Source organism: Vreelandella glaciei, from assembly GCF_013415125.1.
GTDB lineage: Bacteria > Pseudomonadota > Gammaproteobacteria > Pseudomonadales > Halomonadaceae > Vreelandella > Vreelandella glaciei.
Map to the genome: position 1 here is coordinate 106,563 of NZ_JACCDE010000002.1, position 23,824 is coordinate 130,386.

Genomic DNA, 23,824 nt, shown 5'->3' on the forward strand with positions numbered 1-23,824 from the left:
AAGGGAGGCTAATATGTCGGATGAATTCCTGACCCGGTTGCGGCGGCTTGACTGTTGCGCGCTCTCCGATGCCATGGACAAGCTGGGACTGCCCGGTGCTGTGACGGATCTGCACCAATTCTCGGGAGCCAGGCGCATTTCGGGACGCGCCATCACCGTCAAGCTGGAAGAGGTCAATGCCTTGCAGGGAAGGTCTTCGGAAGAACCGGTCCGTCACTTGTGCTGCACCGCCATAGAAATGGGGAACGGGGGCAATGTAATCGTCGTTGAGCAGCGAACTGGTCTCGATGCGGGGAGCTGGGGTGGATTGCTTTCATTGGGTGCCAAGGTGCGTGGTATTGCTGGTGTGGTGGCCGATGGCCCGGTTCGTGACATCGACGAGGCTAGGGATATAGGGTTCCCTGTCTTTGCCCGCACGCTCACTTCGCGCACGGCACGTGGACGGGTGACTGAGGTTGGTACCAATATCCCCATACAGGTGGGGGAGATCCAAGTCGATGCGGGAGATTATATTGCAGCAGATAACAGTGCTGTGATCCTGATTCCTGCCACTCATATCGAAGAGGTCATCGAGACCGCCGAGAGGATTGTGCGCAAGGAAGCGGTAATGGCCAAGGCGATATTGGGCAATCAGCCCATCGGCGATGTCATGGGTGGAAGTTACGAACACATGCTGGAGACGTGATGATGAGCGAGAAAAACGACAAGAACGTGTCGCGAGCGGCGAAGCTGGACACCGCAACCTTGAGCGATGCGCTAGACAAGCATGGTATCAATGGTCAGTGTTATCGGATTGCCCCGCGCGATAACTCCTTCCGCCTGGCCGGAAGAGCCTACACTCTACAGTATGGCCCGGCCAGCAACCCTCCTGGTACCGTGGGAGATTACATAGACGATGTGCCGCCTGGCAGTGTGCTTGTACTGGACAATCAGGGGCGCGACGATGCCACTGTATGGGGCGATATCCTTACCGAGATAGCACACCGTCGCGGTATTGCCGGTACAGTCATCGACGGCTTCTGTCGGGATGTAGCGCTGTGCCGTGAACTTGACTATCCGGTCTATGCACGTGGTCACTGGATGCGTACCGGCAAGGATCGAGTCCAGGTCGAGGCCACTAATGTGCCGGTAAATATCGGTCATGCTCGGGTGGCACCCGGAGATCTATTGCGTGGGGATGCCGATGGGGTAGTGGTAATCCCCCAAGAGCACGAAGAGGCGGTACTGGCCACTGCCGAGGATATCGAGGCAGCCGAGAATAGCATTCGCGAAGCGGCACGAAGTGGCATGCGCCTGGACGAGGCACGTGTCCAGTTTCGTTATCACCAGCTGCAGACTGCTGAGCAGTGAGGAGAGACCACCATGACAATCAGTGACGAAATGTTGCGTCGAGCTTCCAGGCTGCCTACGGCAACGCTGCATGAGGCTTTTGGCAAACGCGGTAACTTGCCTTCCGCCATTAAGCCGGTGTCTCCAAACTTTCGGGTCTGTGGTCGGGCGGTGACGGTACATGGACCTGGTGGAGACAATGTCTGGATCCACCGTGCCATATACGAGGCCCAGCCGGGCGATGTGCTGGTAATATGCACGAACAGCTCCTACGAGCATGGCTACTGGGGTGAAATCATGTCCACGGCGGCGCTGGAGCGCGGGCTTGCCGGTGTGGTCATCGACGGCGGTGCACGTGATGGCGCTTTGCTCGCCGAATTCGGCTTTCCTGTTTTCTCGCGTGGGCTGTGCATCAAAGGGACCGGTAAGGATCTTGATGCAGTGGCCTGTATCAACAAGCCGGTAATGATCGGTGACGTCGTGGTCACGGCGGGCGACCTTGTTGTGGGAGACGGGGATGGGGTTGTGGCCATCCCTCAGGCGGAGGTCGACGACGTGCTGGAGCGGGCCGAATGTCGTGAGGATGACGAAGCGAGCATACTCGAGCGTCTGCGGCAGGGCGAATCCACTCTGGCGATCTATGGTTGGGTTTTGCCATGAGTGGAACCTTGCCGTCACTGATAGTTGAAAAGGGTGTAGCGAATCTACAGTTGGAGCGGCCGGAACAGGCCAACCGTCTGGGGAATGACGACCTGGAGCAGCTCCTGGAACATTTCGAAACGATCGAAGCCGATCCGGCCATACGCGTAGTGGTGCTTCGTGCCCGTGGCAAGTATTTCTGCGCCGGCTATCACCTGAAAGACCTGGAATCGGGTGGGGATGACGGTCGCTTCGAGGCGGTGGCTCGGGGTCTTGAGGACTTGCGGCCGGTGACCATTGCCGCGGTTCAGGGCGGAGTCTATGGTGGAGCCTCCGACCTGCTCCTGGCCTGTGACTTTCGGGTGGGGAGCCTATCTGCCGAGGTGGCGATGCCGGCGGTACGCTTCGGTCTACATCTCTACGGTAGCCTGTTGGAGCGCTACGTTAGCCGTCTGGGCCTGAACACGGCTAAGCGATTGATCCTGGCGGCAGAGAAACTTTCTGCTGAGGACATGCTTCGCGTTGGGTTCCTTACCCATCTGGTGGAGGAGCCCCGGGAGCTGGATGACACGGTTGAGGAACTGGCCGAGCGGCTGGTGGGGTTGGCTCCCTTGGCAATGAAGGGTATGAAGCGCCACCTGAATGAGATCGCCCGGGGTGGGCTGGACCTCGCGTCGCTGCAGGAAGATATTTCGCACTGTATTGAGTCCAACGACTTGGCTGAAGGCCTGCGCGCTCTGCAGGAGCGGCGGCCCCCGTGTTTTAGTGGACGGTAAAATTTGACTGGAGCTAGTTAGAAACGGCCAGTTCGCGAACCTATGAGATTTCGACGATGGATGGATGGGCGGGTAAATTAATTAATAATCAATAACTTATTGTATTTTAAAAGACGTACGGTACAGTTTCTCATGATTTATAATGGAGACTAAAGTCTAATAAAAAGCGAGTGGTATTTTTCATTTATATAAGTGAAGCTTATATAAAGGTTGCTGATAAAAATGCGATCTTCATACCGTCTAGTTCTGCCTGCAGCAACCAGAGTCGATAACAACTACAAGAGGTAACCAGTATCATGCAATTTAAAACTCGTAATCTAATCGGTGTGTGTGCCCTCGGCTTGGGCCTACCTCTCTCCGCTCAAGCGGAACCGGAATTTCCGCGTGTGTCGATGTGGACGGCCTACGACACAGGATCCACCTACTATATTCAGGCCTCCGCGCTAGGCGGTTTGCTGAAAGAGCATGCAGGCAGCAACATCCGCATTATCCCTGGTCGTAATGATATCGCCCGCATGACTCCGCTTAAAAGCGGGCAGGCTGATTATACCATGAGCGGGATCGCCGCATACTTCGCCCAGGAAGGGGTAATGTTGTTCAACTCCCAGAAATGGGGTCCACAGCCTCTGCGGGTGGTCGCCGCCAACTTTGGCAATCAGGCGATCGGTCTGGCCGCTGCGGGTGATGCCGATATCGAGACGCCTGCCGATCTAGAGGGCAAAAAAATCGTTTATGTGCTCGGAGGCGATGCCATGAACATGACCACCGCTGCCGTGCTGGCGTATGGCGGGCTTACCTGGGATGACGTTAGAAAGGTTGAGGTCGGTAGTCCCCTCGAAGCTATCGATGCGGTGCTTGACGGAACGGCTGATGCCATGCCGGGCTCAACCGGCAACCCATTGATTGAACGACTGACCACAAGTCCTCGCGGGCATGCCTGGGTGCAACTACCCAACGAGACCCCTAAGCAGCAAGAGAAGTGGGAGCAGGTCCAGGAAGTGGCACCGTTTTATCGGTCCATAACCGCCACCGAGGGCAATGCCGTCTCTGAGGAAGAACCTTGGTATAGCGGTGGTTATGCGCTGCCCATCATGGCCACCATGGCCAATCAGGAGGCTGACGAGGTCTATGCTTTGGTCAAGTTTCTCAATGAGCATTATGACCAACTAAATCGACAGGCTCCATCGGCAGAAGGCTGGAACCTAGAGAGCCAGGACTTCACCTGGATCATGCCCTATCACGAAGGAGTCATTCGTTATTTCGAGGAACAAGGGGTCTGGACTGACGAGTATCAGAAGCACCAAGATGAGCTGATTCGGCGTCAGGAGGTGTTAAGTGAAGCATGGCAGCAGTATATGGCCAGCATTGGCAGCAATGACTTTCAGCCTGTGACTTGGAGTGAACAGCGCTTAACGGCACTGGAAGATGCCGGTTTAGCCCCGGGTCTACGGTAAACGCCCAATAACGTCTGCCGGTTCGGCGCTAAGCCGGGCCGGAACCTCTCAGCCTACTCAACAATGAGGCCATGACGATGACGGAAAGTCAATCCATCCGTACCCCTCTAGTACGCCGCGTTCTGATGTTGGTTGCCATCTTGGCGACGCTAGCTTCTATCTACCAGATATTCAATCTTGGCTTTTATGCCGGATTCTCGATGTTCGGGGTGCAGTATATCTACCTATTGTTGACGATGCTGTTGCCGGTCGTATTCCTGGCTATTCCTGCCAGCTTGGGAGAGCGTACCAAGCGAGTGCCCTGGTACGACTGGGGGCTGGCGGTGGTGAGCCTAGGCTGCTGCGCTTTCTTTACCTTCAACTCCATCAATGCGGTCAACCAAGGTTGGGAGTTTTCGGCACCCGAGTACGTTGTATGGATGAGCTATCTGATGTGGGCGCTGACGCTTGAAGCTACCCGGCGTTGTGGCGGCTGGGCAATCTTCGTGGTTGTACTGCTTATGTCCGCTTTTCCGCTCTATGCGCAAATCTTACCTGACAGCATGGCAGCTATGTCCACTCCGATCAGTTATGTGGCTATCTACCATGCCTTGAGCGCCGAGAGCATTCTAGGGATCCCTGCCCAGGCGTTCGGCAAACTGGTGATCGGCTTCCTGTTGTTCGGTACTGCTCTACAGCGTACTGGTGGCGGCAAGTTCTTTATCGATCTGGCCTTTTCTATGCTTGGTAAGGTGCGGGGTGGTCCTGCTAAAGTTTCAATATTCTCCAGCGGCTTGATGGGCTCCATGTCCGGTAGTGTTATCACTAACGTACTGTCGACTGGTCCGCTTTCCATTCCTGCTATGCGTAAGGTGGGCTTCACAAAGACCTACGCGGCGGGTGTCGAAACTTGTGCTTCTACAGGCGGGGTGCTAATGCCGCCTGTGATGGGGGCTGCAGCCTTCATCATGGCCACCTTTCTTGAGATTCCCTATGGACAGATTGCCCTCGCAGCGGCGATTCCCTCGGCGCTCTATTTCTTCGGGCTTTTCGTTCAAATCGATTTTTATTCAGCGCGCAATAACCTTAAAGGCCTTGAGGAGGAAGAGTTGCCTAGTTTCATAGAAACTTTCAAGGCGGGCTGGCATTACCTTTTCGTGTTTGCGCTACTGGTGTTCATGTTGCTGCACTTAAACCGGGAGGCGGCTGCACCCTTCTATGCGACCGCGCTATTGATCGCTCTCAACCAGCTCAGGGCCAATAATCGCTGGAGCCTCGCCGACCTAAAGGATTTTGTAGAGACTAGTGGACTACGGCTGGCCGAACTCCTGGGGCTGATGGCTGGCATCGGCATGATAATGGGCGGACTCGCCATTACCGGTCTGTCGGGCACCATCGCCACGGATCTGCTCTACATGGCTGGCGGAGATCCGCTGATCCTGTTGTTAATGGGCGCCTTGACGAGCTTCATCCTGGGTATCGGCATGCCGATCACCGCTGCCTATATCTTCTTAGCGATCGCACTGGCTCCCGCTCTGGTCGATGCAGGGCTCAGCCCCTTGGCGGTACATATGTTCATTCTTTACTGGGGTATGTTGAGTTTCATTACCCCGCCTGTCGCGGTGGGTGCTTTTACCGCTGCCAAAGTCGCTGGTAGCAATCCTATGAAGACCGGTTTCATGTCGATGCATCTGGGTAGCATCATCTACTTCATTCCTTTCTTCTTTGTGTTGGAACCTGCTCTTCTTCTTCAAGGGAGTGCCCTGGAGATCATCAAGGCGATTTTGTCAGCGGTGATCGGGATCTTCCTCGTAGCGGGCGGGCTGCAGGGTTATCTGCCCAAGCTGGGCAACTTCTCCCGTTCCGGGGCGTTGCAGTGGCCGGTACGTACGCTGTTCATCGCTGGTGGCCTGCTGATCGCCCTGCCTCACAACCCCTTGATCGATATTGGTGAAATCACCCTTCTGGTGGGAGCCTTGGGCTGTATCCTCGCGGCAACGCTGCTCAGCTTGTTGCGTCGGCGGCCTTGCTCTGTGGCTGGTTAAAATAGAACTGCCTGATCATGAGAGAAGCCATGCCTCTGAGTCCCGGAAAACTTGCCTTACTGGTAGCGGCGAATACCGCCCTCGCGCCTTTGGCAATCGATGCTTACCTACCAGCTATGCCTGATTTGGCCGCGGCAGTGGGTGCCAGCATCCATCGTACAGAGCTGTCGATCAGCGTCTTCCTGGTGGGCTTCGCCATCGGCCAGTTGGTTTGCGGGCCGCTGTCGGACCGACTGGGCCGCAAGCCCCTGCTGTTCTCGGGATTGATGGTCTTCTTGGTGGCCAGTCTGTTGATCCTGCAGGCCAGCAGTCTGGAGTCGCTGCTATTTTGGCGTTTCGTGCAGGCCTTGGGTGGGGGCGCTAGTGTGGTCAACTCATCGGCCATCGTGCGGGACTGCTTCAGTGGCCGTGAGGCGGCAAAGGTGATGTCGACCATGGCAATGATCTTGATGCTGGCGCCTCTGGTGGCACCGGCGCTAGGCAGCGTCCTGCTATACCTGTCGGACTGGCGGTTGATCTTCGTGTTTCTAGCAGCCTATGCGGCCTTCCTGCTATGGGTAATGAGCCGCTGGCTGCCGGAGACTCGCAGCCCGCATCACCCGCGGGCATCTGGGATCCAGGTGCTGCGCAATTACGCCAGCATATTCAGACATCGCGAGGCCATGGGGTACATCTGTGCTGTGGCTATGTCGTTCTCGGGGTTGTTCGCTTTCGTTACAGCGTCACCCTTCCTGTATCTGGAGTACTTCGGGGTATCGCCTGCAGTCTATCCGTTGCTGTTCGGGCTCAATGTGCTGCTGATCGCCGCCTCGAGTCGCCTGAACATCCATCTGTTGCGCCACCGTAGCCCCCTACAGAATCTTTACCTGGGGCTTGGCGTCCAGCTTATGGCTGCTTCCGGCCTGGTCGTCGTGACGCTGTTCGACTGGGTATCGCTGATGACGGTAGTCCCCTTGATCATGCTGTTCACCGGCGTTATCGGCTTGATTACCCCCAACGCCATTGCCTCGGTGCTCGAGTACTTCAGCCATATGAGCGCCACGGCTGCGGCTATGCTCGGTGCCATAAAATTCACATGCGGAGCCTTAGCCGGGATGCTGGTCACTGTCTTCGAAATCCCCAGTATCTGGCCGATGGTGCTGACCATGTTCGGTGTCGCCTGTGTCGGTAATCTGGCACTTAGGCTGCTGGCTCCTCCGGTATCGGTGCAGAAAAGAAAGGGCATGGCCACCGGCCGGAAAAGTGCCTGACATACCCCTTTTCGACAAGATATGAGTCACTGCAGATAGTGATAATAAGCATGAAGGTCTCTCTTTGAGGCGGGTTCGGTGAACGATTCCAGCGGTCAGGTATAACGCGCACAATAATAACGAGTGGAGTCTTTTGTATGTTGTCCCAAGAAGTCAATGAAACATTAACGCGTGTTGGCCCGAACACGCCCATGGGAAAGGTGTTGCGGCGTCACTGGCATCCTGTTGCTGGTGTTGATGAACTAGAGCGTTCAGCCACCAAGCCGATACGGCTCCTGGGGGAAGATCTTGTTCTGTATAAGGACAAGAGTGGCGATTATGGTTTGCTCGATCGGCACTGCGCCCATCGGCGAGCCGACCTGAGCCATGGCATTGTCGAGCAGCATGGAATTCGCTGCTTCTACCATGGCTGGCAGTATGACAGGACCGGACAATGCACTCACCAGCCTTTCGAGGAGCAGGTCGATCCCACGGCTTCTCTCTGCACCAGAATCCGACTCACCGCCTACCCGGTAAAACTCGGTGGTGGCATGCTCTGGGCTTATCTGGGGCCCTCTCCTGTACCTGAGTTGCCGGACTGGGAAGCATTCCATTGGCCCAATGGCTTCGTCCAGGTCGTCTTCTCGGAGGTACCCTGCAACTGGCTGCAAGCACAGGAAAACTCCATAGATCCCGTTCACTTCGAATGGACGCATGCCAACTGGAGTCGACGGCAGCACGATATGGATGCCAGCTACGTACCTACGCATACGAAGCTGGATTTTGAGGAATTCGAACACGGCTTTCTCTATAAGCGCGTTTGTGAGGATACTTCCGAAGAGGACCCACTCTGGACAATTGGGCGAGTCTGCTTGTGGCCTAACGGCTTCTTCCTTGGCGACCACTTTGAATGGCGAGTGCCCATAGATGACGAGAATATGCTGAGCGTCACTTGGTCCTTCATTCGAATCCCGAGAGAGAGGGAGCCCTACGAGCAGGCCAAGGTGCCGAGCTGGTACGCCCCCATCCAGGATGCCCAGGGCCGTTGGATCACGAGTCATGTGATCAATCAAGACATTGTCGCCTGGGTCGGCCAGGGGCGAATCACCGATCGAACACGTGAAACCCTGGGGGCGAGTGACCGTGGCATCGCCCTTCTTCGGCGCCAACTTTTGGATGATATCGATGCCGTGGAAAAGGGTTGCGATCCCAAGGGTGTTTTGCGAACGCCGCCTCCCGACGGCGGTACCTGGCTGCCCAGCGATCATCGTGACTTCTTCCTCAAGGGGTTGCCCCTGGAGGAATATCAGCGCCATCCAAAATGGGGGCGCCTGCTCACCCAATTCATTTTCCATGCTGGTCAACCCGAGGATGTCAAGGCGGCCTGCGAGGCGGCTACCGGGGTGAAACTGGACAACGATGAGGTCATCGACCTCTAGCCACCTTATCCACCAATTGAGGTATCTTCATGAACCAGATAGAGGAAGTATTTCAGGTCAGAGTCAAGTCCATTACCTATGAGGCGGAAGGCGTCCTGAGCTTCGAGCTTCGCCCCGAGGCGCCGAGTCGCGAACTTCCGGCCTTTACTGCGGGTTCGCATGTTGATCTGCATCTGACCAACGGCCTGATTCGAAGTTATTCGCTTTTCAACCCGCAGGGGGAAAGCGACTGTTATCGGGTGGCTGTCAACCTCGACGCCAACAGTCGTGGCGGCTCGCATTTTATGCATAACAGCGTCGATGCGGGAGATATCCTGACCATCGGGGGGCCGAGAAATAACTTCTTCCTGTATGAAAAAGCCGAAAATACCGTGCTGATCGCCGGTGGCATCGGTATCACACCGCTCTTCGCCATGGTGCGTCGCCTGGAAGAGCTAGGCAGGAAGTGGACGCTCTATTACACGTCACGTTCAAGGAAAAATGCTGCCTTTATCAATGAGATAGCTGCGATAAGTGCCGATAGCCAGCACGGCAGTGTGGTGTTTCACTTCGACCAGGAAAATTCGGGGGGCTTCCTGAATTTCTCTGACATCGTGGCTGCCGCGCCGAGCGGTACGCATTTCTACTGCTGCGGTCCACTGCCCATGCTGGAGGCCTTCGAGTCGGCCACGGCAGAGCTGCCCGACGACTGTGTGCATGTCGAGTACTTTGCGGCCAAGGAGGCCGCCGATACCTCAGGCGGGTTCACGGTGGAACTGGCCAAGGCAGGGGTTAGTTACTATGTGCCGGCTGGCAAGACCATTCTCGATGTGCTGATCGAGGAGGGCCACCAGCCGCTCTACTCTTGCCAAGAAGGTATTTGCGGAACCTGCGAGGTGTCGGTGCTGGAGGGGGAGCCGGATCATCGTGACCTAGTGCTTTCTGCAAAACAGCAGAAGGAGAGCACCAGCATGATGATCTGCTGCTCGGGGTGTAAAGGAGGGCGTTTAGTTCTTGACCTTTGACCTTTTTTTTTGCTAAAAGTAAGCCATCCTTATATAAGGATGGCTTACTAAATATAAAAAACAAGCAAGGAACCGATAATGAATCACTCCAACAATATAAAACGTGGAACGCTATTCTCTATTTCCTCCCTGGCATTGGCGGTCTCTCTTTCCGCTCAGGCCTATGAGTTCGAGGTGGGGGATACCACTGCGAGCATTTATGGATACGTCAAACTGGATATGATTTATGACGTCGATGCCGAGCTTCCTCCGCTTGGTGCCAACTCCGCCATACCCCTGGATGGCGATATCCGCAACGACATCACTGGGCATACCCAGTTGCACGCCAAGCAGAGTCGTATTGCCTTTGCCACCTCGACGCCGACGGACCGAGGGGACTTCAAGACTGTGATTGAAGGTGACTTTTACGGTGGCAGTGGCGATAGGGAGGAGTTTCGTCTGCGCCATGCCTACGGCCAATGGAACGGTATTACCGCCGGCCAGACGACTAGCAACTTCGGTTCTATCTACGGCATGAACCGTATTATTGACTTCAAACCACAGCCAGGTTTGCCGCAGGGTGCACGCCAGGCTCAGCTGCGCTATACCATAAGCGGTTTTTCGGTGGCTCTGGAGGATCCCAGCAATCTTGGTGGCTCGGTAGCGAGCGGCTTTACCCCTGGCGGGGGTTACGTCGAGCATGCTGCCAGCAAGGACACCTTGCCTGACTTTACCCTGCGCTACATGGGTAAGGCGGGTAATCTCAGCTATGGAGCCTCGGGTTTGCTGCGCCAGCTCGAGGTGGATGATGGGATACAGGATGATAGCGCCGTCGGTTGGGGGGTCAACCTTGAGGCCGAGTATCGTGTCACGCCAGCGGTGACCCTGCGAGGCGGAATAACGCATGGAAAAGGGGTCGGTGGATATATGGAAGAGGCGCCCGGAGCGCCGGCCTATGTGGATCCAGTTACCGGAAGTGTCGAGCCGATTACGCTTACGGGTGGGACTGCCGGCGTGCGTTTGGCGGCCGGACTGGGCCATATCAATCTGGGGTATGGCTATGCCACCGCGGATCTCGATGATGCAGTAGATGCAGGAGTCGCCAATGCCAGTCTAGCTAACGAGACCTTTACTGACCTGCATCTGAACTACATTTGGTCGCCGACTCAGAATGTCAGTTATGGCTTGGAGGTTAGTCGTCAGACCCGCGAAATTGCCAACGGCGATGATGGCGATGCGGTTCGTCTCCAAGGCATGGTGATGTATCGCTTCTGACCGATAAAGGTAGTTCCCTGAATGTTGGCCGCCAGCAGTCGCTTTTCATATGCTGTCCGATCTGCTTGCCCCTAGAGCTCTTGGGGCTTTTTTGGTACTTGGTCGTCCAAAAATGCATCTGAAGCCAGTGCTTCAGGCGCGTCCTATCCGCATTGTTATTGCTCTCTGATCCACAGTGGTTCGGGTGCATATTGGAAGTGACTTACGACGGTCAGAATATTATGGTTCATCTGCTAATATAGGTGCCACATAAGCACATAATCGAAGCCCATTGTTGATACGAGCTGTTGGCACTGGCATGAAAAGCTAAGTGCCTAGTTCGCTGATCGTCTAGTCCGGTTTTCTCATAGCACTTCAGCGAGTACCGCGCATGGGAAGTTATGATGACGTATCAGATTGCCTACTTTTTTAACCACTTCCCGTCTTTCAGACGCACTTTCCTCCTTCCTTCATTGATTCGGCGGCCCACCTTGATAAGCTTTAGCCTAAGGTTATACTGGCTCATACGTTCGAAGGAGGACTTCTTCAGGTAAGTGCGTAATCGCTCGAACAGCGTATAGACGAAGCCCAATGAGATCAGACACCAGCGAGTATTGGTCGTGCGATCGGAAAAAAGCTTAGTTGTTGATTCTTGTTTCGGTTTTCCATTTCCTCCGGTGCAGTTCTCCTCTTAAGAAATTTGAAGCCGTCGTTTTAACGAGCAATGATAATAAGCCGGGGGGCTGGGGAACCCAATAACCCAGTTCGCCTTCTTATATACGAGCCACTACCCAGCTTGGTTATTTCCAGGAGTTTGCTGGAAGCTGAGCATATCTTCCACTTTCGCACCCATCTGCCATCGGGTCTTGCGCACCAGCATAATGGGAATATCTGATTCCTTGGGCAGTCGACTGTTTATGCCGATGTTCACGATGTAGTCGGCGTTATGCTGATCGAATTCGTTCAGCGCAATCACCTGCGATGGTTCATTATACTGTTCAAGCTTCGATCGGTATTCTGTCCGGCATAGAGTGGACTTTCCTGCCTGCGTATCATATTCACACAGTGTCGCCTGGTATAGCGCAAGGTCTCATGGTCATTGAAACCAGCTGCTACACAGTGCGTCAGGGGATGTTGTTTATCGGCTCTACGTAGCAGGAGCAAACTGTTGTCCGAGACTGGAGAAGTTGACTTCAATTTGGCGACGCGCGAGTGGTGAGAAGGTCACTTTTACAAGTAAGTTTGGATAGCGGCTGTTGGTGTTGGTTTCTGGTGTAACATCTTGAAACTTTAACTCCTTTCAGCCGCTTTCTTTTATGCTCTCTGTAGAAACTGGGGTAGTGAGTCCTGCCTAAACACGTTAGGTAATATTCCGTTGCTCGTCAGAGCCTGTTCTCAAGCTCAGGCAGGATCTCGAACAGATCGCCGACCAGCCCGTAATCGGCCACCTGGAAGATCGGTGCTTCATCGTCTTTGTTGATCGCGACGATCACCTTGGAGTCCTTCATGCCCGCCAAGTGCTGGATGGCACCGGAAATACCCACGGCAATGTACAGGTCCGGCGCGACGATCTTACCGGTTTGGCCGACCTGCATATCATTGGGCACGTAGCCTGCGTCGACGGCGGCGCGGGAAGCACCGATGGCGGCCCCCAGTTTGTCGGCAATACCGTCAAGCAGCTTAAAGTTTTCGCCGTTGCCCATGCCGCGACCACCGGAGATGACCACTTTGGCGCCGCCTAGCTCGGGGCGGTCCGATTTCGCCAGCTCCTCTTTAACAAAGCTGGACTGGCTGTTTTCTACCACGACATCGACGGGTTCAATCGTCGCGCTGCCGCTAGTGCCGACCGCATCAAAGCCGGTGCTACGCACGGTAATCACTTTCAGCGCGTCATCGCTTTTAACGGTGGCAATGGCATTACCGGCATAGATCGGACGCTTGAAAGTATCGGCGCTCTCGACGGCGATAACGTCTGACAGCTGGCTAACGTCTTTTAGCGCCGCTAAACGGGGCAGCACGTTTTTGCCGGTGGTGGAGGCGCTAGCAAGTACGTGGGTGTAATCACCCGCTAGCTCGACCAGTAGCGCGACCATGGGCTCGGCGAGCTGGTGGGCGTAAACGGCATTATCGGCGACGCGTACTTTGCTTACGCCGTCGAGTTTGGCAGCAGCGTCGGCCGCGGCCTGAACGCCTTCACCGGCAACGAGAACGTCAATATCGCCGCCAATGGCTTGGGCTGCTGCCACAACGTGGGCAGTGGCGCCAGCGAGTTGGCCTTCGTGTAGATCCGCAAGTACCAGAACGCTCATGGAATCAGCTCCTATTTAAAGCACCTTGTTCAAAGTACTTTGGCTTCGTTTTTGAGTTTGTCGATTAGCTCGTCTACCGAGGCAACCTTGACACCGCCCTTGCGCTCGGCTGGCGCTTCAACTTTCAGCAGGCTGACTTTGGAAGCCAGCTCGACGCCATAATCGGCAGGGGTTTTGACACCCAGCGGCTTTTTCTTGGCCTTCATGATGTCCGGCAACTTGGCGTAGCGCGGCTCGTTCAGGCGCAGGTCGGTAGTGACAATCGCAGGCAGCGTGAGGGCGATGGTTTGCAGGCCGCCGTCAATTTCACGGGTAACGTTAACCTTGTCCCCGTCCACCGCCACTTCTGAGGCGAAAGTGCCTTGCGGCAGACCCGTCAGCGCGGCGAGCATCTGGCCGGTCTGGTTGTTGTCGGTGTCGATGGCTTGCTTACCGAGAATCACTAGACCGGGCTGCTCTTCATCTACCACTTTGGCCAGCAGTTTGGCGACCGCCAGCGATTCGGCGCGCTCGTCGGTTTCGATATGAATAGCGCGATCTGTGCCCAGCGCCAGCGCGGTGCGCAGTTGCTCTTGGGCGGCTTTGGGGCCAACGGAGACCGCCACTACTTCCGTGGCGATGCCTTTTTCTTTCAGGCGCACGGCTTCTTCCACGGCAATTTCGCAGAAGGGGTTCATAGCCATTTTTACGTTGGTGAGATCAACGTCCGAATGATCCGCTTTAACGCGGATTTTGACGTTGTAGTCGATGACGCGTTTCACCGCGATGAGTACTTTCATCATGCCTCCTAAAGGTTGTGTCCGTGTTAAAGGGCTGATTCGGGGAAATTTGTCAGTACCTGCCCGCCATAACGAACCGCTCGGGCATGGGCGTAGGCTTGGGGGGCGAAAGTGGCCATATAAAAGCGTGCTAATGAAATGAGGCCTGCCAGGTAATCAGGGTCTTCACCAGCGGCATTCTGCTTGGCGTGTGCTGCCAGGGCCATCCGCGTCAGCTGCCAACCACCGCAAACAGTACCCATTAAGTGTAAGAGGGGAGTCGCGCCACCGTAGAGGTCGGCAATCCGTGCTTGGTCCTGTTCAAGCACCCAGTCGGTAGTGATGTGGAGCTGAGTGGTTAACTCGTCGAGGTCAGTAGCTAAATCGCGAAGCTCATCCACCTGTTCCAACGCCTTGCCAGTGGTACGAATATCGAAGAGTAGCTCACGCAGGGTGGTACCATTTTCACGCAGAATTTTGCGACCTAGGAGGTCGTTTGCCTGAATGCCTGTGGTGCCTTCGTAGATGGTCATAATGCGTGCATCACGAAACAGTTGTGCTACTCCCGTCTCTTCGACGAAGCCCATGCCACCGAACACTTGTATGGCCTCATCACAGATATCGTTACCGACCTCGGTGCACCACCCTTTAGCCACTGGCATCAAAAGGTCGACATAGCGGCTGTGCTTATCGGCAACCTGGGTGTCAGCATGATGATTAGCAATATCAAACCAGCTAGCTGCCGTATAAAGTAGGCCACGCATAGCCATCAATCGGGCGCGCATCGATACCAGCATGCGCTTGACGTCAGGGTGGGAAATTATCGGCTGGTTGCTGGCCCCATTGACGATGTTACGACCTTGTATGCGTTGCTGGGCATAGTCCAATGCGGCCTGATAGGCTCGCTCACCCATAGCAACACCCTGTACGCCCACATTGAAACGTGCATCGTTCATCATGATGAACATGGTTTTCAAACCCTGGTGCGGCTCACCAACCAAGTAGCCAGAGGCTCCTTCTTTGTCGCCGTAACTAAGCGTACAGGTAGGGCTGCCATGGATGCCCATCTTGTGTTCGATGGAAATACAGCGGATATCATTTTTCTCGGCTGGCTGGCCATCGTCGTCAAGCAAGAACTTGGGCACTATTAACAACGACAACCCCTTGACGCCCTCGGGGGCATTGGGGAGTCTTGCTAACACAAGGTGCACAATGTTAGAGGTGAGCTCGTGCTCACCGTATGAGATATAAATCTTCTGGCCGAACAGACGGTAACTGCCATCTTCGGTAGGCTCGGCGCGCATCCGTGTGGCGCCTAAGTCCGAGCCAGCTTGAGGCTCGGTGAGGTTCATGGTGGCCGCCCACTCTCCGCTGACCACCTTATGTAGCCAAGTGGACTTCTGTTCATCGTTGGCGGCAATCATCAGCGCTTCAGTTTGCCCCACGTTAAGCTGGGGAAGCATCGCGAACGCCATGTTGGTGGAGAACCACATTTCCCAAACGGGCGTAGAAACAAGCTTTGGCAAGCCTTGGCCGCCGAACTCCTGCGGTAGGGAGAGGCCTATCCATCCCGCTTCACGAAACTGATCATAGGCCTCCTGCCAGCCGTCGGGTGTTATTACTTGCTCGCCTTCCAATCGGCAGCCCTGCAAGTCGCCTTGACGGTTTATGGGGGCTAGGACGCCGGATGCAAACTTGCTGGCTTCTTCCAGCACAGCTGCTACCAAATCGGGAGAGGCATCCTCACAGCGCGGAAGGTCGGTAATCTGGCCGAGACCTGCGAGCTCATCGAGTATGAACTGCATGTCACGTAGCGGCGCTTGATAGTCGATCATGGTCGTGGCTTCCTCTTGAAGATGGTAGCCGATTCATCAATGGGAGAGGGTGGGCTATTCAGTAACCCACCGTGGTCAGTGTGGTGAAATAAACGTTTAGCGTGGGGCCATGCGAATAGCGCCATCGAGTCGAATGGTTTCACCGTTGAGCATGGTATTGCCGACAATATGGCAAGCCAGCCGGGCAAACTCATCTGGCTCGCCAAGGCGGTTGGGAAAGGGGATTGAGGCAGCTAGTGATTGCTGAACCTCTTCGGGCAGCGTTTTCATTAGTGGGGTCATAAACAGGCCAGGCGCAATGGTCATCACGCGGATACCGTGACGAGCCAGTTCGCGCGCGATTGGTAGTGTCATCGAAACGACGCCCCCTTTGGACGCGGCATAGCCAGCCTGACCGATTTGGCCGTCATAGGCTGCCACCGAGGCGGTATTGATGATAACCCCACGCTCGCCGTCGGCCTGGGGCTCACTTTTAGCGATGGCTGCGGCAGCCAAGCGCAGCATGTTGAAAGTACCTAGCAGATTGATCTGCACGACACGAGAAAAAACTTCCAGTGGCTGCGGCCCCTCACGGCCCACTACTTTGGCGGGGTCACCTATGCCAGCGCAGTTAATAAGCCCTTGCAGGCTGCCGAACGTGTTTAGTGCTCTATCCACAACCGCTTGTGCGTCAGCTTCACTGGTGACATCGGTACGCTGGAATACTGCATTATCACCGAGCGTGGCAGCAAGTGATTCGCCGCGTTCGCTATTGAGATCGGCGATGACCACACGAGCGCCAGCTGTGTGTAGTGCACGGACAGTGGCTTCACCTAAGCCAGAGGCACCACCGGTAATCAGAAACGTATTATCTTTACAGTTCATGGCAAAACTCCTGTCTTAACTAAACCTAATTTTAGCTTCTAGGGCCTTGATTCTTGCGCTCAAGAAATTCGCCGATACGCGCAACAACTTCTGGGCTGGTTTGCGTTAGAGCGGCGGTCAGTGACTCAACAAATAGGCCGTCGTCGCTACTCATATCGGCGATGCGGGAGATGGCTGACACCATGGCCCAGTTGGCCATTGGGGCATTTTCGGCAATTCGTTGGGCCAACTGATGGGCCTTATTAAGACTCTCGCCCTCGTTGACTACATAATGAGATAGTCCCAAGCGCTGTCCTTCATCGGCTTCCATGATGCGTCCGGTAAGCATCATCTCGCACATACGACCTGGACTGATGATATTGGCCACGCGAACCGAAGCACCGCCGCCCACAAAGATGCCGTGACGCCCTTCGGGCATCTGATAAATCGTGGTGGGTTCAGCAATGCGTACATGGGTGGCGGTCGCTAACTCCAGGCCACCGCCAATCACTGCGCCTTGCAAGGCGGCAACCACTGGAATGCCACCGTTCTGCAAGCGGTCAAAGATGCGGTGCCAGCCACGCGAATGCTGCATCACACCGAAAGGGTCACGATGCTGGTGTTCGGAGAGGTCAAGGCCTGCGCAGAAGTGTTTACCTTCGGCGGCAAGGATGATCACCCTTGTGTTTTCTGGCGTTGCTGCTATCGCTTCCTCCAATGCAGACAATAAACGATCACTAACGGCATTGCGTTTAGCTGGGCGCGCTAAGGTGATGGTATAGATAGTGTCATCTATCGATGTCTTGACCAGTGTCTCGCTCATGGTGTCCTCGTGATTTAAGGCTGGGTGTTCAGGGTGATGACACGGTTATCAGGCGACTCGGCATAGAGTGCGCTCACCAGATCAGCACGACGTGCCAGCACCATGCGCTGGTTGATGTAGCCCTTGTCAGTAATTTCGCCAGCCTCAGCTGACGGTGGCTCACTCATCAGCAAGGCACGCGTTGCGTAGGTAGAGGTGCCACCGCCATTAGTTTTCAGGGTCTGCAGTCCCTTGCTCACACGCTCAATAATCTCGGGTCGTGCCACCAGTGTTTCGAGCGGCGTATCCGTTGGAAGGTCTGGACACAGGCGGTGGCACTCCTCCGGGTGTGGGAAGATTAAAAAGCCAATTTCGTCGAGATCATGGCCGGTGACGACGATGTCTTGTCCAATGGGGGCTATCGCCTCAAGTCCGGCCATGCGCAAAGCACCCACATGTACCCAGGTACCGGTAAGCAGTTTGAAGTCTTCGCCGACCCGGCCATCGAACAGTAGTCCTAGCTCGGGACGTTCGGGATCCACAAACTCCACGGCATCGCCGATCATGTAGTAGCCTTCTTCATCAAAGGCCTTAGCCGATAATTCGGGTTGCTTCCAGTAGCCTGTGAAGATATTTGGGCCCTTGACGCGTACCTCGAGCTTGTCTGCACAAGGCACTAATTTCAGTGACGTGCCAGGAATCGGTACGCCGATGACGCCGGATCGGGTGGCATTGAAGTGACAATCGGTACAAATAGGAGCCGTTTCGGTAGACCCCCATGAAGAGACAACCATGATGTCTTGGCCTGTGGTTTCCCGGGCCATTTCCTCTAACGACGTCCAAAGGTGATGAGGCAGCGCTGCGGCTGCGTAGAAAACGAGTTTAAGACGCTGAAAAAACATCTCTCTTAGGGAAGCGTCTTCACGAAGCAGCGGGACCAGCATGTCGTAGGCGCGCGGCACACTGAAATAAAGAGTCGGGGAGATTTCTTTAAGGTTGCGAACAGTCTTCTTGATCAATGCAGGCGTCGGCTTGCCATCATCCAAATAGAGGGTGCCACCCCAGCGCAAGATCAGGTTGAAGTTATGATTACCGCCAAAGGTGTGGCTCCAAGGTAACCAGTCGAGAAGTACAGGGGGCTCTTCAGCGAGCATCGGCCAGACCAGCTCCTTGGCCTTCTGGTTAGAACACAGCATGCGCTGGTTATTGGGTACGGCCTTGGGCATGCCGACCGAACCTGAGGTAAATAGGAATTTGGCAATGGTGTCAGGAGTGACAGCGGAGAAAGCCGACATAACCCCACTTTCGTTGTCGCTCGACTCGATATCAGCGAATGCTGTCGCCCCCATTAACGTCGCACTGTTGCTACCGGCAATGAGTACGCCGTCATGCAAGCTGGCGATAGCTTCTAGCGCATTTTGAAACTTCTCAATTGGGTCAGCGTAGATGACACCAGGATTCAACAGCTCGATATTGCCCTTGAGTTTGGCGTGATCTTTCGACATTAAAGAGTTGCCGGGTGAGATAGAGCAGGAAGGAACGCCAATATGCATCGCGGCGAGCATTAGCAAAGCATGCTCTATTGAATTGTCAGACAAAATCACCAAGGGGTGTTCGGGAGATAAGTTCTGAGTCAGCAGCCAACTGGCGATTCTGACCACACGCTGACGCGCTTCACCATAGGAAATACGTTGCCATTGATCATTAATATCACGCTCGGCTAACCAGAGCTGTTCAGGCGTTTGTTGTGCCCAATATTCGAGCCATTCTCCCACGCAACGCGCGTAGTTATTTTCCAGGGTGATCTCGGAATTCAATAGGATACTGCCGTCGCTACGCGTCTCCATGCTGACTTGAGGATCAACGAATGGCTTCTTGTCTGTTTTTGCTTCGGGGTGAATCATGGTGACTCCTCTCAATGAGATTATTATTGGCATCGGGTGTCGGCGTTAGAGGTGGCACAAAGCGTCACCCGGAAATAAGCTTGGATGATTGTTGTTGGTAACAGGTGATCCGTTGACGTATGTCGCTGGGGATGGGAATCGACTTTAGATTATTGAGGTCGCTAAAAGAGCAAGTGAAACGACCTGTGAATGCCGCAACGCCTTCTACTTCCCGGTTACCGTAGAGAATCAGGCTGAGGGAGCTATTTCCCTGGTGTTCGATATCCACTCTGATATTCAAAACATCACGAGGAGTTAGGGGGGTGTGGAAATCAACTTCAGCATGTACGAAGGGGGTGCCGGTGCTCTGTTTGCAAGTCATAGCGAACCAATCGAGCTCAAGTATCTCGTGAAAGAAACTCTCGATTGCTTCCATGCATATGTCAAAATAGTGCGCTGTGAATACGATCCTGGCGGCGTCAGTGTCACCCCACCGAATAGGGCGGCGATAAATGAATGGAGTTTTCACGAATGTCTCCCAGTATGTATCGCTTTGCGGATATGAATTATAGTGCACATGATTGTCTTGAGGAGCATGCCACGCAATACCCATTTAGTCGGACATGCGCTTTTTTCGGCCCTATTTAGCATGATTCTTCATAATTATTTTTTTATGCATTATAGTTCATTTTAGTAAGTCCTTTAATATATGCTTTGCTCTAGTGGAAAGTTGGATAAGCCAACCTGGGTATTAGCGGCACGACTTCTCTCTGAATGGTTAGCGATAAACTTTAGAGTTCGATCCTATGAGTAAGGAGATTGGACATGAAGACGGGTTTCAGCGAAGAACAGACCATTGGTTTTCTGGGCGAAGCCGATGCGGGACTGCCCATAAAGGAGTTATGCCATTGGCACGGTTTTTCGGAAGCCAGTGATTACCTTTGGCCCAGCAAGTTTGTCGGAATGAGCGTATCGGTTGCCAAGCGTCTGAATGAACTCGAAACTAAAAATGTGCGCTTAAAAAAGCTGCTCGCTGAGTCGCTACTGGAGATGGAGGTCACGCACGAGGCGATGAAAAAAGTGGTGAGCGACACTGCACGTAGAGAGATGGTGCGTTTCATGCTGTCGTGTGGCCTGAGTGAGCGCCGCGTGCTCCGTGTTATCTGTATGAGTGCCAGTGCGCTGCGCTATCAACCTGTCCCTGACCGCAACGAGGCATTGCGTGAACGCATTGTTAGCTTGTGACATCGGCATCGTCGCTATGGTGCTTGAAGCTGCGTCAAACCTGTGAACAGGTCAATCATACGCGCGTAGTGCGTCTCTACGCTGCGGCTCGGTTGCAGGTGAAACTAAGCAAGCGTAAGAAAGAAGTTTCCTACGACGGACAGAAAGCCCCTTGGCCGCCCTTGTGCCGCCAATTAGGTCTGGTCGATGAATTTTGTGTTTGACTGTGCCGCTGAGGGCGAGTGATAAAGAACCTCACCGTTGTCGACGACGCTACCCATGAATCCGTGGCTATCGTGACTAAACGCGCCACGGATAGATGTCTTTAAAACGGACTCTGGATCATCTGGCTGTACAACTTGGGCCACCTAACGCCATTCGTATGGGTAAAGAAAAGGAATTCTGTGGGCATGCCATGCTGTTATGGGCTCATCTACGTGGCGATGGGACGTACAACGAGGAAAGGCTGAAACAGGGACTTGGTGGGTTAGCCCCTTAGGCCTATGCCGAGCAACTGGCGGTAAAAAAAACGATAAAGTAACTTCTGACTCTAAACTAAGATGCTTTTGGGAGTGGGTTAATATAGCCGATATAGATGACAGTACTATCTTTCGTTTAAGCGCACTGGCACACGGCTTAAATGGTTATTACCGTTAGCGATCTTTTGCAGCAGAGAGAGCAATATCTGTTGCTCTTCGGCGTTAAGCGGCGCCAGTATATCACTTTGCACCTCTTCAACAGCAGGCTCTACGGCTTCTCGTAACGTCTCTCCTTCCTTGGTAAGCTTCACAACCATCGAACGACGATCTTCAGGGTTGCGGTGCCGGGTAATGAGCCCGCGCTCCTCTAATTTTCGTACTACGACAGCGATGGTATTGCGATCCAATGCCGTATAGCCACCTAAGGAGATTTGGTCACTTGCTCCCATCTCTTCAAGTGCAGAAAGGATTATATATTGCAGTTGGGTAAGGTTGAACGCTTCGCACTTACGCAGAAAAATAGCCACGCTAATTTGGTGGCAGCGTCTTAAAAGATTGCCAGGTAAGTCAAAAGCTTCAGATAGCGGTGATCGAGTCATGTGGAGTCTTATAAAGGGGAAAATACGCTGTGACCATAGCAGAAGTTTCTGTAATAGGCACTGGATGGGAGCACTGGCCAGCATGATACTAGCCAGTGCCCCACATCGATAAAGAGTAAGCCGGAGGTAGCGGCTAGAGTTAACGGAAAACGTTAACGAGCCAGGGATTAAAGATGACCGCCAAAATGACGAGGCAAGCCGCTATTATGAAAGGCAAGATCCACTTCGTAATGCGGGGCAAGCTAACGTTGCTGATAGCGGAGGCAACATAGAGCCCTGCACCCACCGGGGGGGTTAACAGCCCCAAGCTCAGTGTCATACAGGTGACGATGCCAAAATGGATGGGATCAATACCATAACTTTGCTGCGCCACCGGGAGCAAAATAGGCACTAGGATGATCAGCGCAGCGATCCCATCAAGCACCATGCCTACTACCATCAGCATCACAAACACCAGAAGCATAAATACCAGCGGGCTTTCGGTGGTGCCTTGCATTAGTCCGGCTACCTGTTGAGGTATCTGGTTGTACACCAGTACCCAACCAAAGGCTTTTGCAGCGACAATCAGAAATAGCACAATGGCGGTATTGCGCGCTGTTCGGCTCAAAACGCCAGGTAATTGCCCCCATTTAAGCTCTTGAAAGAAGAGGGCGCCTATCATCACCGCCATTAGCGTCGCAGCCGCCGCGGATTCAGTTGGCGTCACTATGCCAAATGCGATACCGCCCACAATGACGATGGGAATGCTAAGTGTGAGCAGTGCGCCACGAGTCGCACGCCATAGAGGCGTGCGTTCCTGATCAACGCTTCCTTTCTTACGCGCGCGACGCGCCATGATCGCGATCAAACCGCTAATTAGTATAAACAGCAGTAGCCCAGGAAGAATGCCCCCCATGAACATGGCACCAATCGACACTTGAGCAATGACACCATAGATAATAAACACCATTGACGGCGGAATAATCGGCCCCAGCAGGCCAGCACCTGCCGTCAACGCCGCGGCGAACCCCTTGTCGTAACCATCACGCTCCAATTCGGGAGTCATTACTCGGCTCATAATAGCGATCTGTGCCGTCGCTGAACCCATAATAGAGGCAAGCATCAAGTTCGAGGTGAGGGATACATAGGCAATGCTGTGAGGAATCCACGCAAACCAGGCACGTGTGGCGGTGATAATGCGACGTGTAATACCACCCTCATTCATGATTTCGCCCAACAGGATAAATAAGGGAATCGCCAGCAGATCAAATACCTCTAGCGAGCCAAAAATAACCTGGGGTAGGTTTTCAAATAGACGGTAGTTACCGGAAGTGATCACGAAGGTAAGTGTTGAAGCCAAGAGGACAAAGGCAATTGGCATTCCAAGTAGCATTAACACAATAAAAGCCGCAAGCGTCATAGGGTTACTCCTCGTCGTTGGCTAGGACGAAACTCGCTCGCGAGCGATCAAAAAGCCTAGCGACGAGGTGAAAAATCGATGTGACGCAGAAAAGCGGCACGATGAGATAGAAGTGCCACTTGGGCCAATCGAGCGTAATAGCGATATCGTAGTGGATCGAAGGTGACCGCAGCCAAGCGATGGCGTACCACAGGACAGTAACCATTATCGCCAGGCAGATCAGCTCGGTAAGCCAATAGCAAACGCGCTGAGCCGCTTTAGGCAGTATCGCAATCAGCATGGTCAAACGTACGTGCTGGTCGTTATGTATGGCGATAGAGATGGCGAGAAACGCCATCCAAATCAGAATATAGACGGCTAGCTCATTGGCAAAAAAAAGTGGGCTGTTGAGTACGTATCGTGCGAAAACATTAGCAATAAGCAACGCGCTAAAAGCTATTATCAGTACGTTGCAGAGCAGCTGTTCAACCCTGGCTAGCTGTCGGCTCGCCTTGGTTAGCCAGGTGTCTTGGGGAAAATGCATCTTGGGTACGCCTCTTTGGTTCGGGGCGCAGAAGCGCCCCGAC

Annotated in this window: 21 protein-coding genes and 1 pseudogene; 11 read left to right on the forward strand and 11 right to left on the reverse strand. The window is 54.1% G+C overall.

Features of this window, described 5'->3' with window-relative positions; genetic code table 11:
- Positions 1-13 precede the first annotated feature (13 nt).
- The 10 genes from HZS80_RS01755 (at position 14) to HZS80_RS01800 (ending at position 11,148) form a co-directional block, all read left to right on the forward strand.
- Complete coding sequence (locus HZS80_RS01755; protein WP_179914972.1) at positions 14-685, forward strand: RraA family protein; 672 nt, start codon at positions 14-16, stop codon at positions 683-685.
- Positions 685-1,350, forward strand: coding sequence for an RraA family protein (locus HZS80_RS01760; RefSeq protein ID WP_218927541.1), 666 nt, complete (start codon positions 685-687; stop codon positions 1,348-1,350). Before HZS80_RS01755 ends, HZS80_RS01760 begins: the two co-directional genes overlap by 1 nt.
- Positions 1,351-1,362: 12 nt before the next feature.
- Positions 1,363-1,989 carry a 4-carboxy-4-hydroxy-2-oxoadipate aldolase/oxaloacetate decarboxylase gene (locus HZS80_RS01765; RefSeq protein WP_179914973.1) on the forward strand — a complete coding sequence of 209 codons (627 nt, stop codon included), beginning with the start codon at positions 1,363-1,365 and terminating at the stop codon, positions 1,987-1,989.
- Positions 1,986-2,744: an enoyl-CoA hydratase/isomerase family protein gene (locus HZS80_RS01770; protein ID WP_179914974.1), complete on the forward strand. Its 759-nt coding sequence runs from the start codon at positions 1,986-1,988 to the stop codon at positions 2,742-2,744. Before HZS80_RS01765 ends, HZS80_RS01770 begins: the two co-directional genes overlap by 4 nt.
- 296 nt (positions 2,745-3,040) lie before the next feature.
- Positions 3,041-4,198: a TAXI family TRAP transporter solute-binding subunit gene (locus tag HZS80_RS01775; RefSeq protein ID WP_179914975.1), complete on the forward strand. Its 1,158-nt coding sequence runs from the start codon at positions 3,041-3,043 to the stop codon at positions 4,196-4,198.
- A gap of 77 nt (positions 4,199-4,275) precedes the next feature.
- Positions 4,276-6,222 carry a TRAP transporter permease gene (locus HZS80_RS01780; protein ID WP_218927542.1) on the forward strand — a complete coding sequence of 649 codons (1,947 nt, stop codon included), beginning with the start codon at positions 4,276-4,278 and terminating at the stop codon, positions 6,220-6,222.
- A 29-nt stretch (positions 6,223-6,251) separates the two neighbouring features.
- Entirely contained in the window at positions 6,252-7,472 is a 1,221-nt protein-coding gene (locus HZS80_RS01785; RefSeq protein ID WP_179914977.1) for a Bcr/CflA family multidrug efflux MFS transporter, read from the forward strand.
- Positions 7,473-7,609: 137 nt separating this feature from the next.
- Positions 7,610-8,890, forward strand: a complete 1,281-nt coding sequence (locus HZS80_RS01790) for an aromatic ring-hydroxylating oxygenase subunit alpha (protein WP_179914978.1) — start codon at positions 7,610-7,612, stop codon at positions 8,888-8,890.
- A 29-nt stretch (positions 8,891-8,919) separates the two neighbouring features.
- The gene (locus HZS80_RS01795) at positions 8,920-9,894 is read left to right on the forward strand and encodes a PDR/VanB family oxidoreductase (protein WP_179914979.1); all 975 of its coding nucleotides are present in this window, start codon (positions 8,920-8,922) and stop codon (positions 9,892-9,894) included.
- Positions 9,895-9,972: 78 nt separating this feature from the next.
- Complete coding sequence (locus tag HZS80_RS01800; RefSeq protein WP_179914980.1) at positions 9,973-11,148, forward strand: DcaP family trimeric outer membrane transporter; 1,176 nt, start codon at positions 9,973-9,975, stop codon at positions 11,146-11,148.
- 766 nt (positions 11,149-11,914) lie between these two features.
- On the opposite strand, the gene HZS80_RS01810 is transcribed toward HZS80_RS01800, so the two are convergent.
- From HZS80_RS01810 to HZS80_RS01845, 8 genes are all read right to left on the reverse strand, one after another.
- Entirely contained in the window at positions 11,915-12,103 is a 189-nt protein-coding gene (locus tag HZS80_RS01810; RefSeq protein ID WP_179914982.1) for a hypothetical protein, read from the reverse strand.
- A 406-nt stretch (positions 12,104-12,509) separates the two neighbouring features.
- Positions 12,510-13,436 (reverse strand): electron transfer flavoprotein subunit alpha/FixB family protein, encoded by a 927-nt coding sequence (locus HZS80_RS01815; RefSeq protein ID WP_179914983.1) that lies wholly within the window; start codon positions 13,434-13,436, stop codon positions 12,510-12,512.
- Positions 13,437-13,465: 29 nt separating this feature from the next.
- Positions 13,466-14,215, reverse strand: a complete 750-nt coding sequence (locus HZS80_RS01820; RefSeq protein WP_179914984.1) for an electron transfer flavoprotein subunit beta/FixA family protein — start codon at positions 14,213-14,215, stop codon at positions 13,466-13,468.
- Positions 14,216-14,241: 26 nt separating this feature from the next.
- Positions 14,242-16,029: an acyl-CoA dehydrogenase gene (locus HZS80_RS01825; RefSeq protein ID WP_179914985.1), complete on the reverse strand. Its 1,788-nt coding sequence runs from the start codon at positions 16,027-16,029 to the stop codon at positions 14,242-14,244.
- Between the two features lie 96 nt (positions 16,030-16,125).
- Complete coding sequence (locus tag HZS80_RS01830; protein ID WP_179914986.1) at positions 16,126-16,893, reverse strand: 3-hydroxyacyl-CoA dehydrogenase; 768 nt, start codon at positions 16,891-16,893, stop codon at positions 16,126-16,128.
- Between the two features lie 31 nt (positions 16,894-16,924).
- The gene (locus HZS80_RS01835; protein ID WP_179914987.1) at positions 16,925-17,695 is read right to left on the reverse strand and encodes a crotonase/enoyl-CoA hydratase family protein; all 771 of its coding nucleotides are present in this window, start codon (positions 17,693-17,695) and stop codon (positions 16,925-16,927) included.
- A 14-nt stretch (positions 17,696-17,709) separates the two neighbouring features.
- A complete protein-coding gene (locus HZS80_RS01840) occupies positions 17,710-19,578 on the reverse strand; it encodes a feruloyl-CoA synthase (protein WP_179914988.1) in 1,869 nt (622 codons plus the stop codon).
- A 64-nt stretch (positions 19,579-19,642) separates the two neighbouring features.
- Entirely contained in the window at positions 19,643-20,086 is a 444-nt protein-coding gene (locus tag HZS80_RS01845; RefSeq protein WP_179914989.1) for an acyl-CoA thioesterase, read from the reverse strand.
- Positions 20,087-20,382: 296 nt separating this feature from the next.
- On the opposite strand from HZS80_RS01845, the pseudogene HZS80_RS01850 reads away from it, so the two are divergent.
- Positions 20,383-21,223, forward strand: a pseudogene (locus HZS80_RS01850) (transposase); the annotation flags it as partial.
- 162 nt (positions 21,224-21,385) lie between these two features.
- On the opposite strand, the gene HZS80_RS01855 reads toward HZS80_RS01850, so the two are convergent.
- The 3 genes from HZS80_RS01855 to HZS80_RS01865 all read right to left on the reverse strand — a co-directional run bounded on the left by HZS80_RS01855 (position 21,386) and on the right by HZS80_RS01865 (position 23,781).
- Positions 21,386-21,859 (reverse strand): MarR family winged helix-turn-helix transcriptional regulator, encoded by a 474-nt coding sequence (locus tag HZS80_RS01855; RefSeq protein ID WP_138799590.1) that lies wholly within the window; start codon positions 21,857-21,859, stop codon positions 21,386-21,388.
- A gap of 139 nt (positions 21,860-21,998) precedes the next feature.
- Entirely contained in the window at positions 21,999-23,258 is a 1,260-nt protein-coding gene (locus tag HZS80_RS01860; protein WP_179914991.1) for a TRAP transporter large permease, read from the reverse strand.
- A 4-nt stretch (positions 23,259-23,262) separates the two neighbouring features.
- Positions 23,263-23,781 carry a TRAP transporter small permease gene (locus tag HZS80_RS01865; protein WP_035581674.1) on the reverse strand — a complete coding sequence of 173 codons (519 nt, stop codon included), beginning with the start codon at positions 23,779-23,781 and terminating at the stop codon, positions 23,263-23,265.
- Between the last annotated feature and the right edge of the window lie 43 nt (positions 23,782-23,824).

Excerpts from the sequence above, each read along its gene's own strand:
- HZS80_RS01755 (WP_179914972.1), top strand. The coding sequence starts at position 14 with ATGTCGGATGAATTCCTGACCCGGTTGCGGCGGCTTGACTGTTGCGCG.
- HZS80_RS01760 (WP_218927541.1), top strand. The coding sequence starts at position 685 with ATGATGAGCGAGAAAAACGACAAGAACGTGTCGCGAGCGGCGAAGCTG.
- HZS80_RS01765 (WP_179914973.1), top strand. The coding sequence starts at position 1,363 with ATGACAATCAGTGACGAAATGTTGCGTCGAGCTTCCAGGCTGCCTACG.
- HZS80_RS01770 (WP_179914974.1), top strand. The coding sequence starts at position 1,986 with ATGAGTGGAACCTTGCCGTCACTGATAGTTGAAAAGGGTGTAGCGAAT.
- HZS80_RS01775 (WP_179914975.1), top strand. The coding sequence starts at position 3,041 with ATGCAATTTAAAACTCGTAATCTAATCGGTGTGTGTGCCCTCGGCTTG.
- HZS80_RS01780 (WP_218927542.1), top strand. The coding sequence starts at position 4,276 with ATGACGGAAAGTCAATCCATCCGTACCCCTCTAGTACGCCGCGTTCTG.
- HZS80_RS01785 (WP_179914977.1), top strand. The coding sequence starts at position 6,252 with ATGCCTCTGAGTCCCGGAAAACTTGCCTTACTGGTAGCGGCGAATACC.
- HZS80_RS01790 (WP_179914978.1), top strand. The coding sequence starts at position 7,610 with ATGTTGTCCCAAGAAGTCAATGAAACATTAACGCGTGTTGGCCCGAAC.
- HZS80_RS01795 (WP_179914979.1), top strand. The coding sequence starts at position 8,920 with ATGAACCAGATAGAGGAAGTATTTCAGGTCAGAGTCAAGTCCATTACC.
- HZS80_RS01800 (WP_179914980.1), top strand. The coding sequence starts at position 9,973 with ATGAATCACTCCAACAATATAAAACGTGGAACGCTATTCTCTATTTCC.
- HZS80_RS01815 (WP_179914983.1), bottom strand. The coding sequence starts at position 13,436 with ATGAGCGTTCTGGTACTTGCGGATCTACACGAAGGCCAACTCGCTGGC.
- HZS80_RS01820 (WP_179914984.1), bottom strand. The coding sequence starts at position 14,215 with ATGAAAGTACTCATCGCGGTGAAACGCGTCATCGACTACAACGTCAAA.
- HZS80_RS01825 (WP_179914985.1), bottom strand. The coding sequence starts at position 16,029 with ATGATCGACTATCAAGCGCCGCTACGTGACATGCAGTTCATACTCGAT.
- HZS80_RS01830 (WP_179914986.1), bottom strand. The coding sequence starts at position 16,893 with ATGAACTGTAAAGATAATACGTTTCTGATTACCGGTGGTGCCTCTGGC.
- HZS80_RS01835 (WP_179914987.1), bottom strand. The coding sequence starts at position 17,695 with ATGAGCGAGACACTGGTCAAGACATCGATAGATGACACTATCTATACC.
- HZS80_RS01840 (WP_179914988.1), bottom strand. The coding sequence starts at position 19,578 with ATGATTCACCCCGAAGCAAAAACAGACAAGAAGCCATTCGTTGATCCT.
- HZS80_RS01855 (WP_138799590.1), bottom strand. The coding sequence starts at position 21,859 with ATGACTCGATCACCGCTATCTGAAGCTTTTGACTTACCTGGCAATCTT.
- HZS80_RS01860 (WP_179914991.1), bottom strand. The coding sequence starts at position 23,258 with ATGACGCTTGCGGCTTTTATTGTGTTAATGCTACTTGGAATGCCAATT.
- HZS80_RS01865 (WP_035581674.1), bottom strand. The coding sequence starts at position 23,781 with ATGCATTTTCCCCAAGACACCTGGCTAACCAAGGCGAGCCGACAGCTA.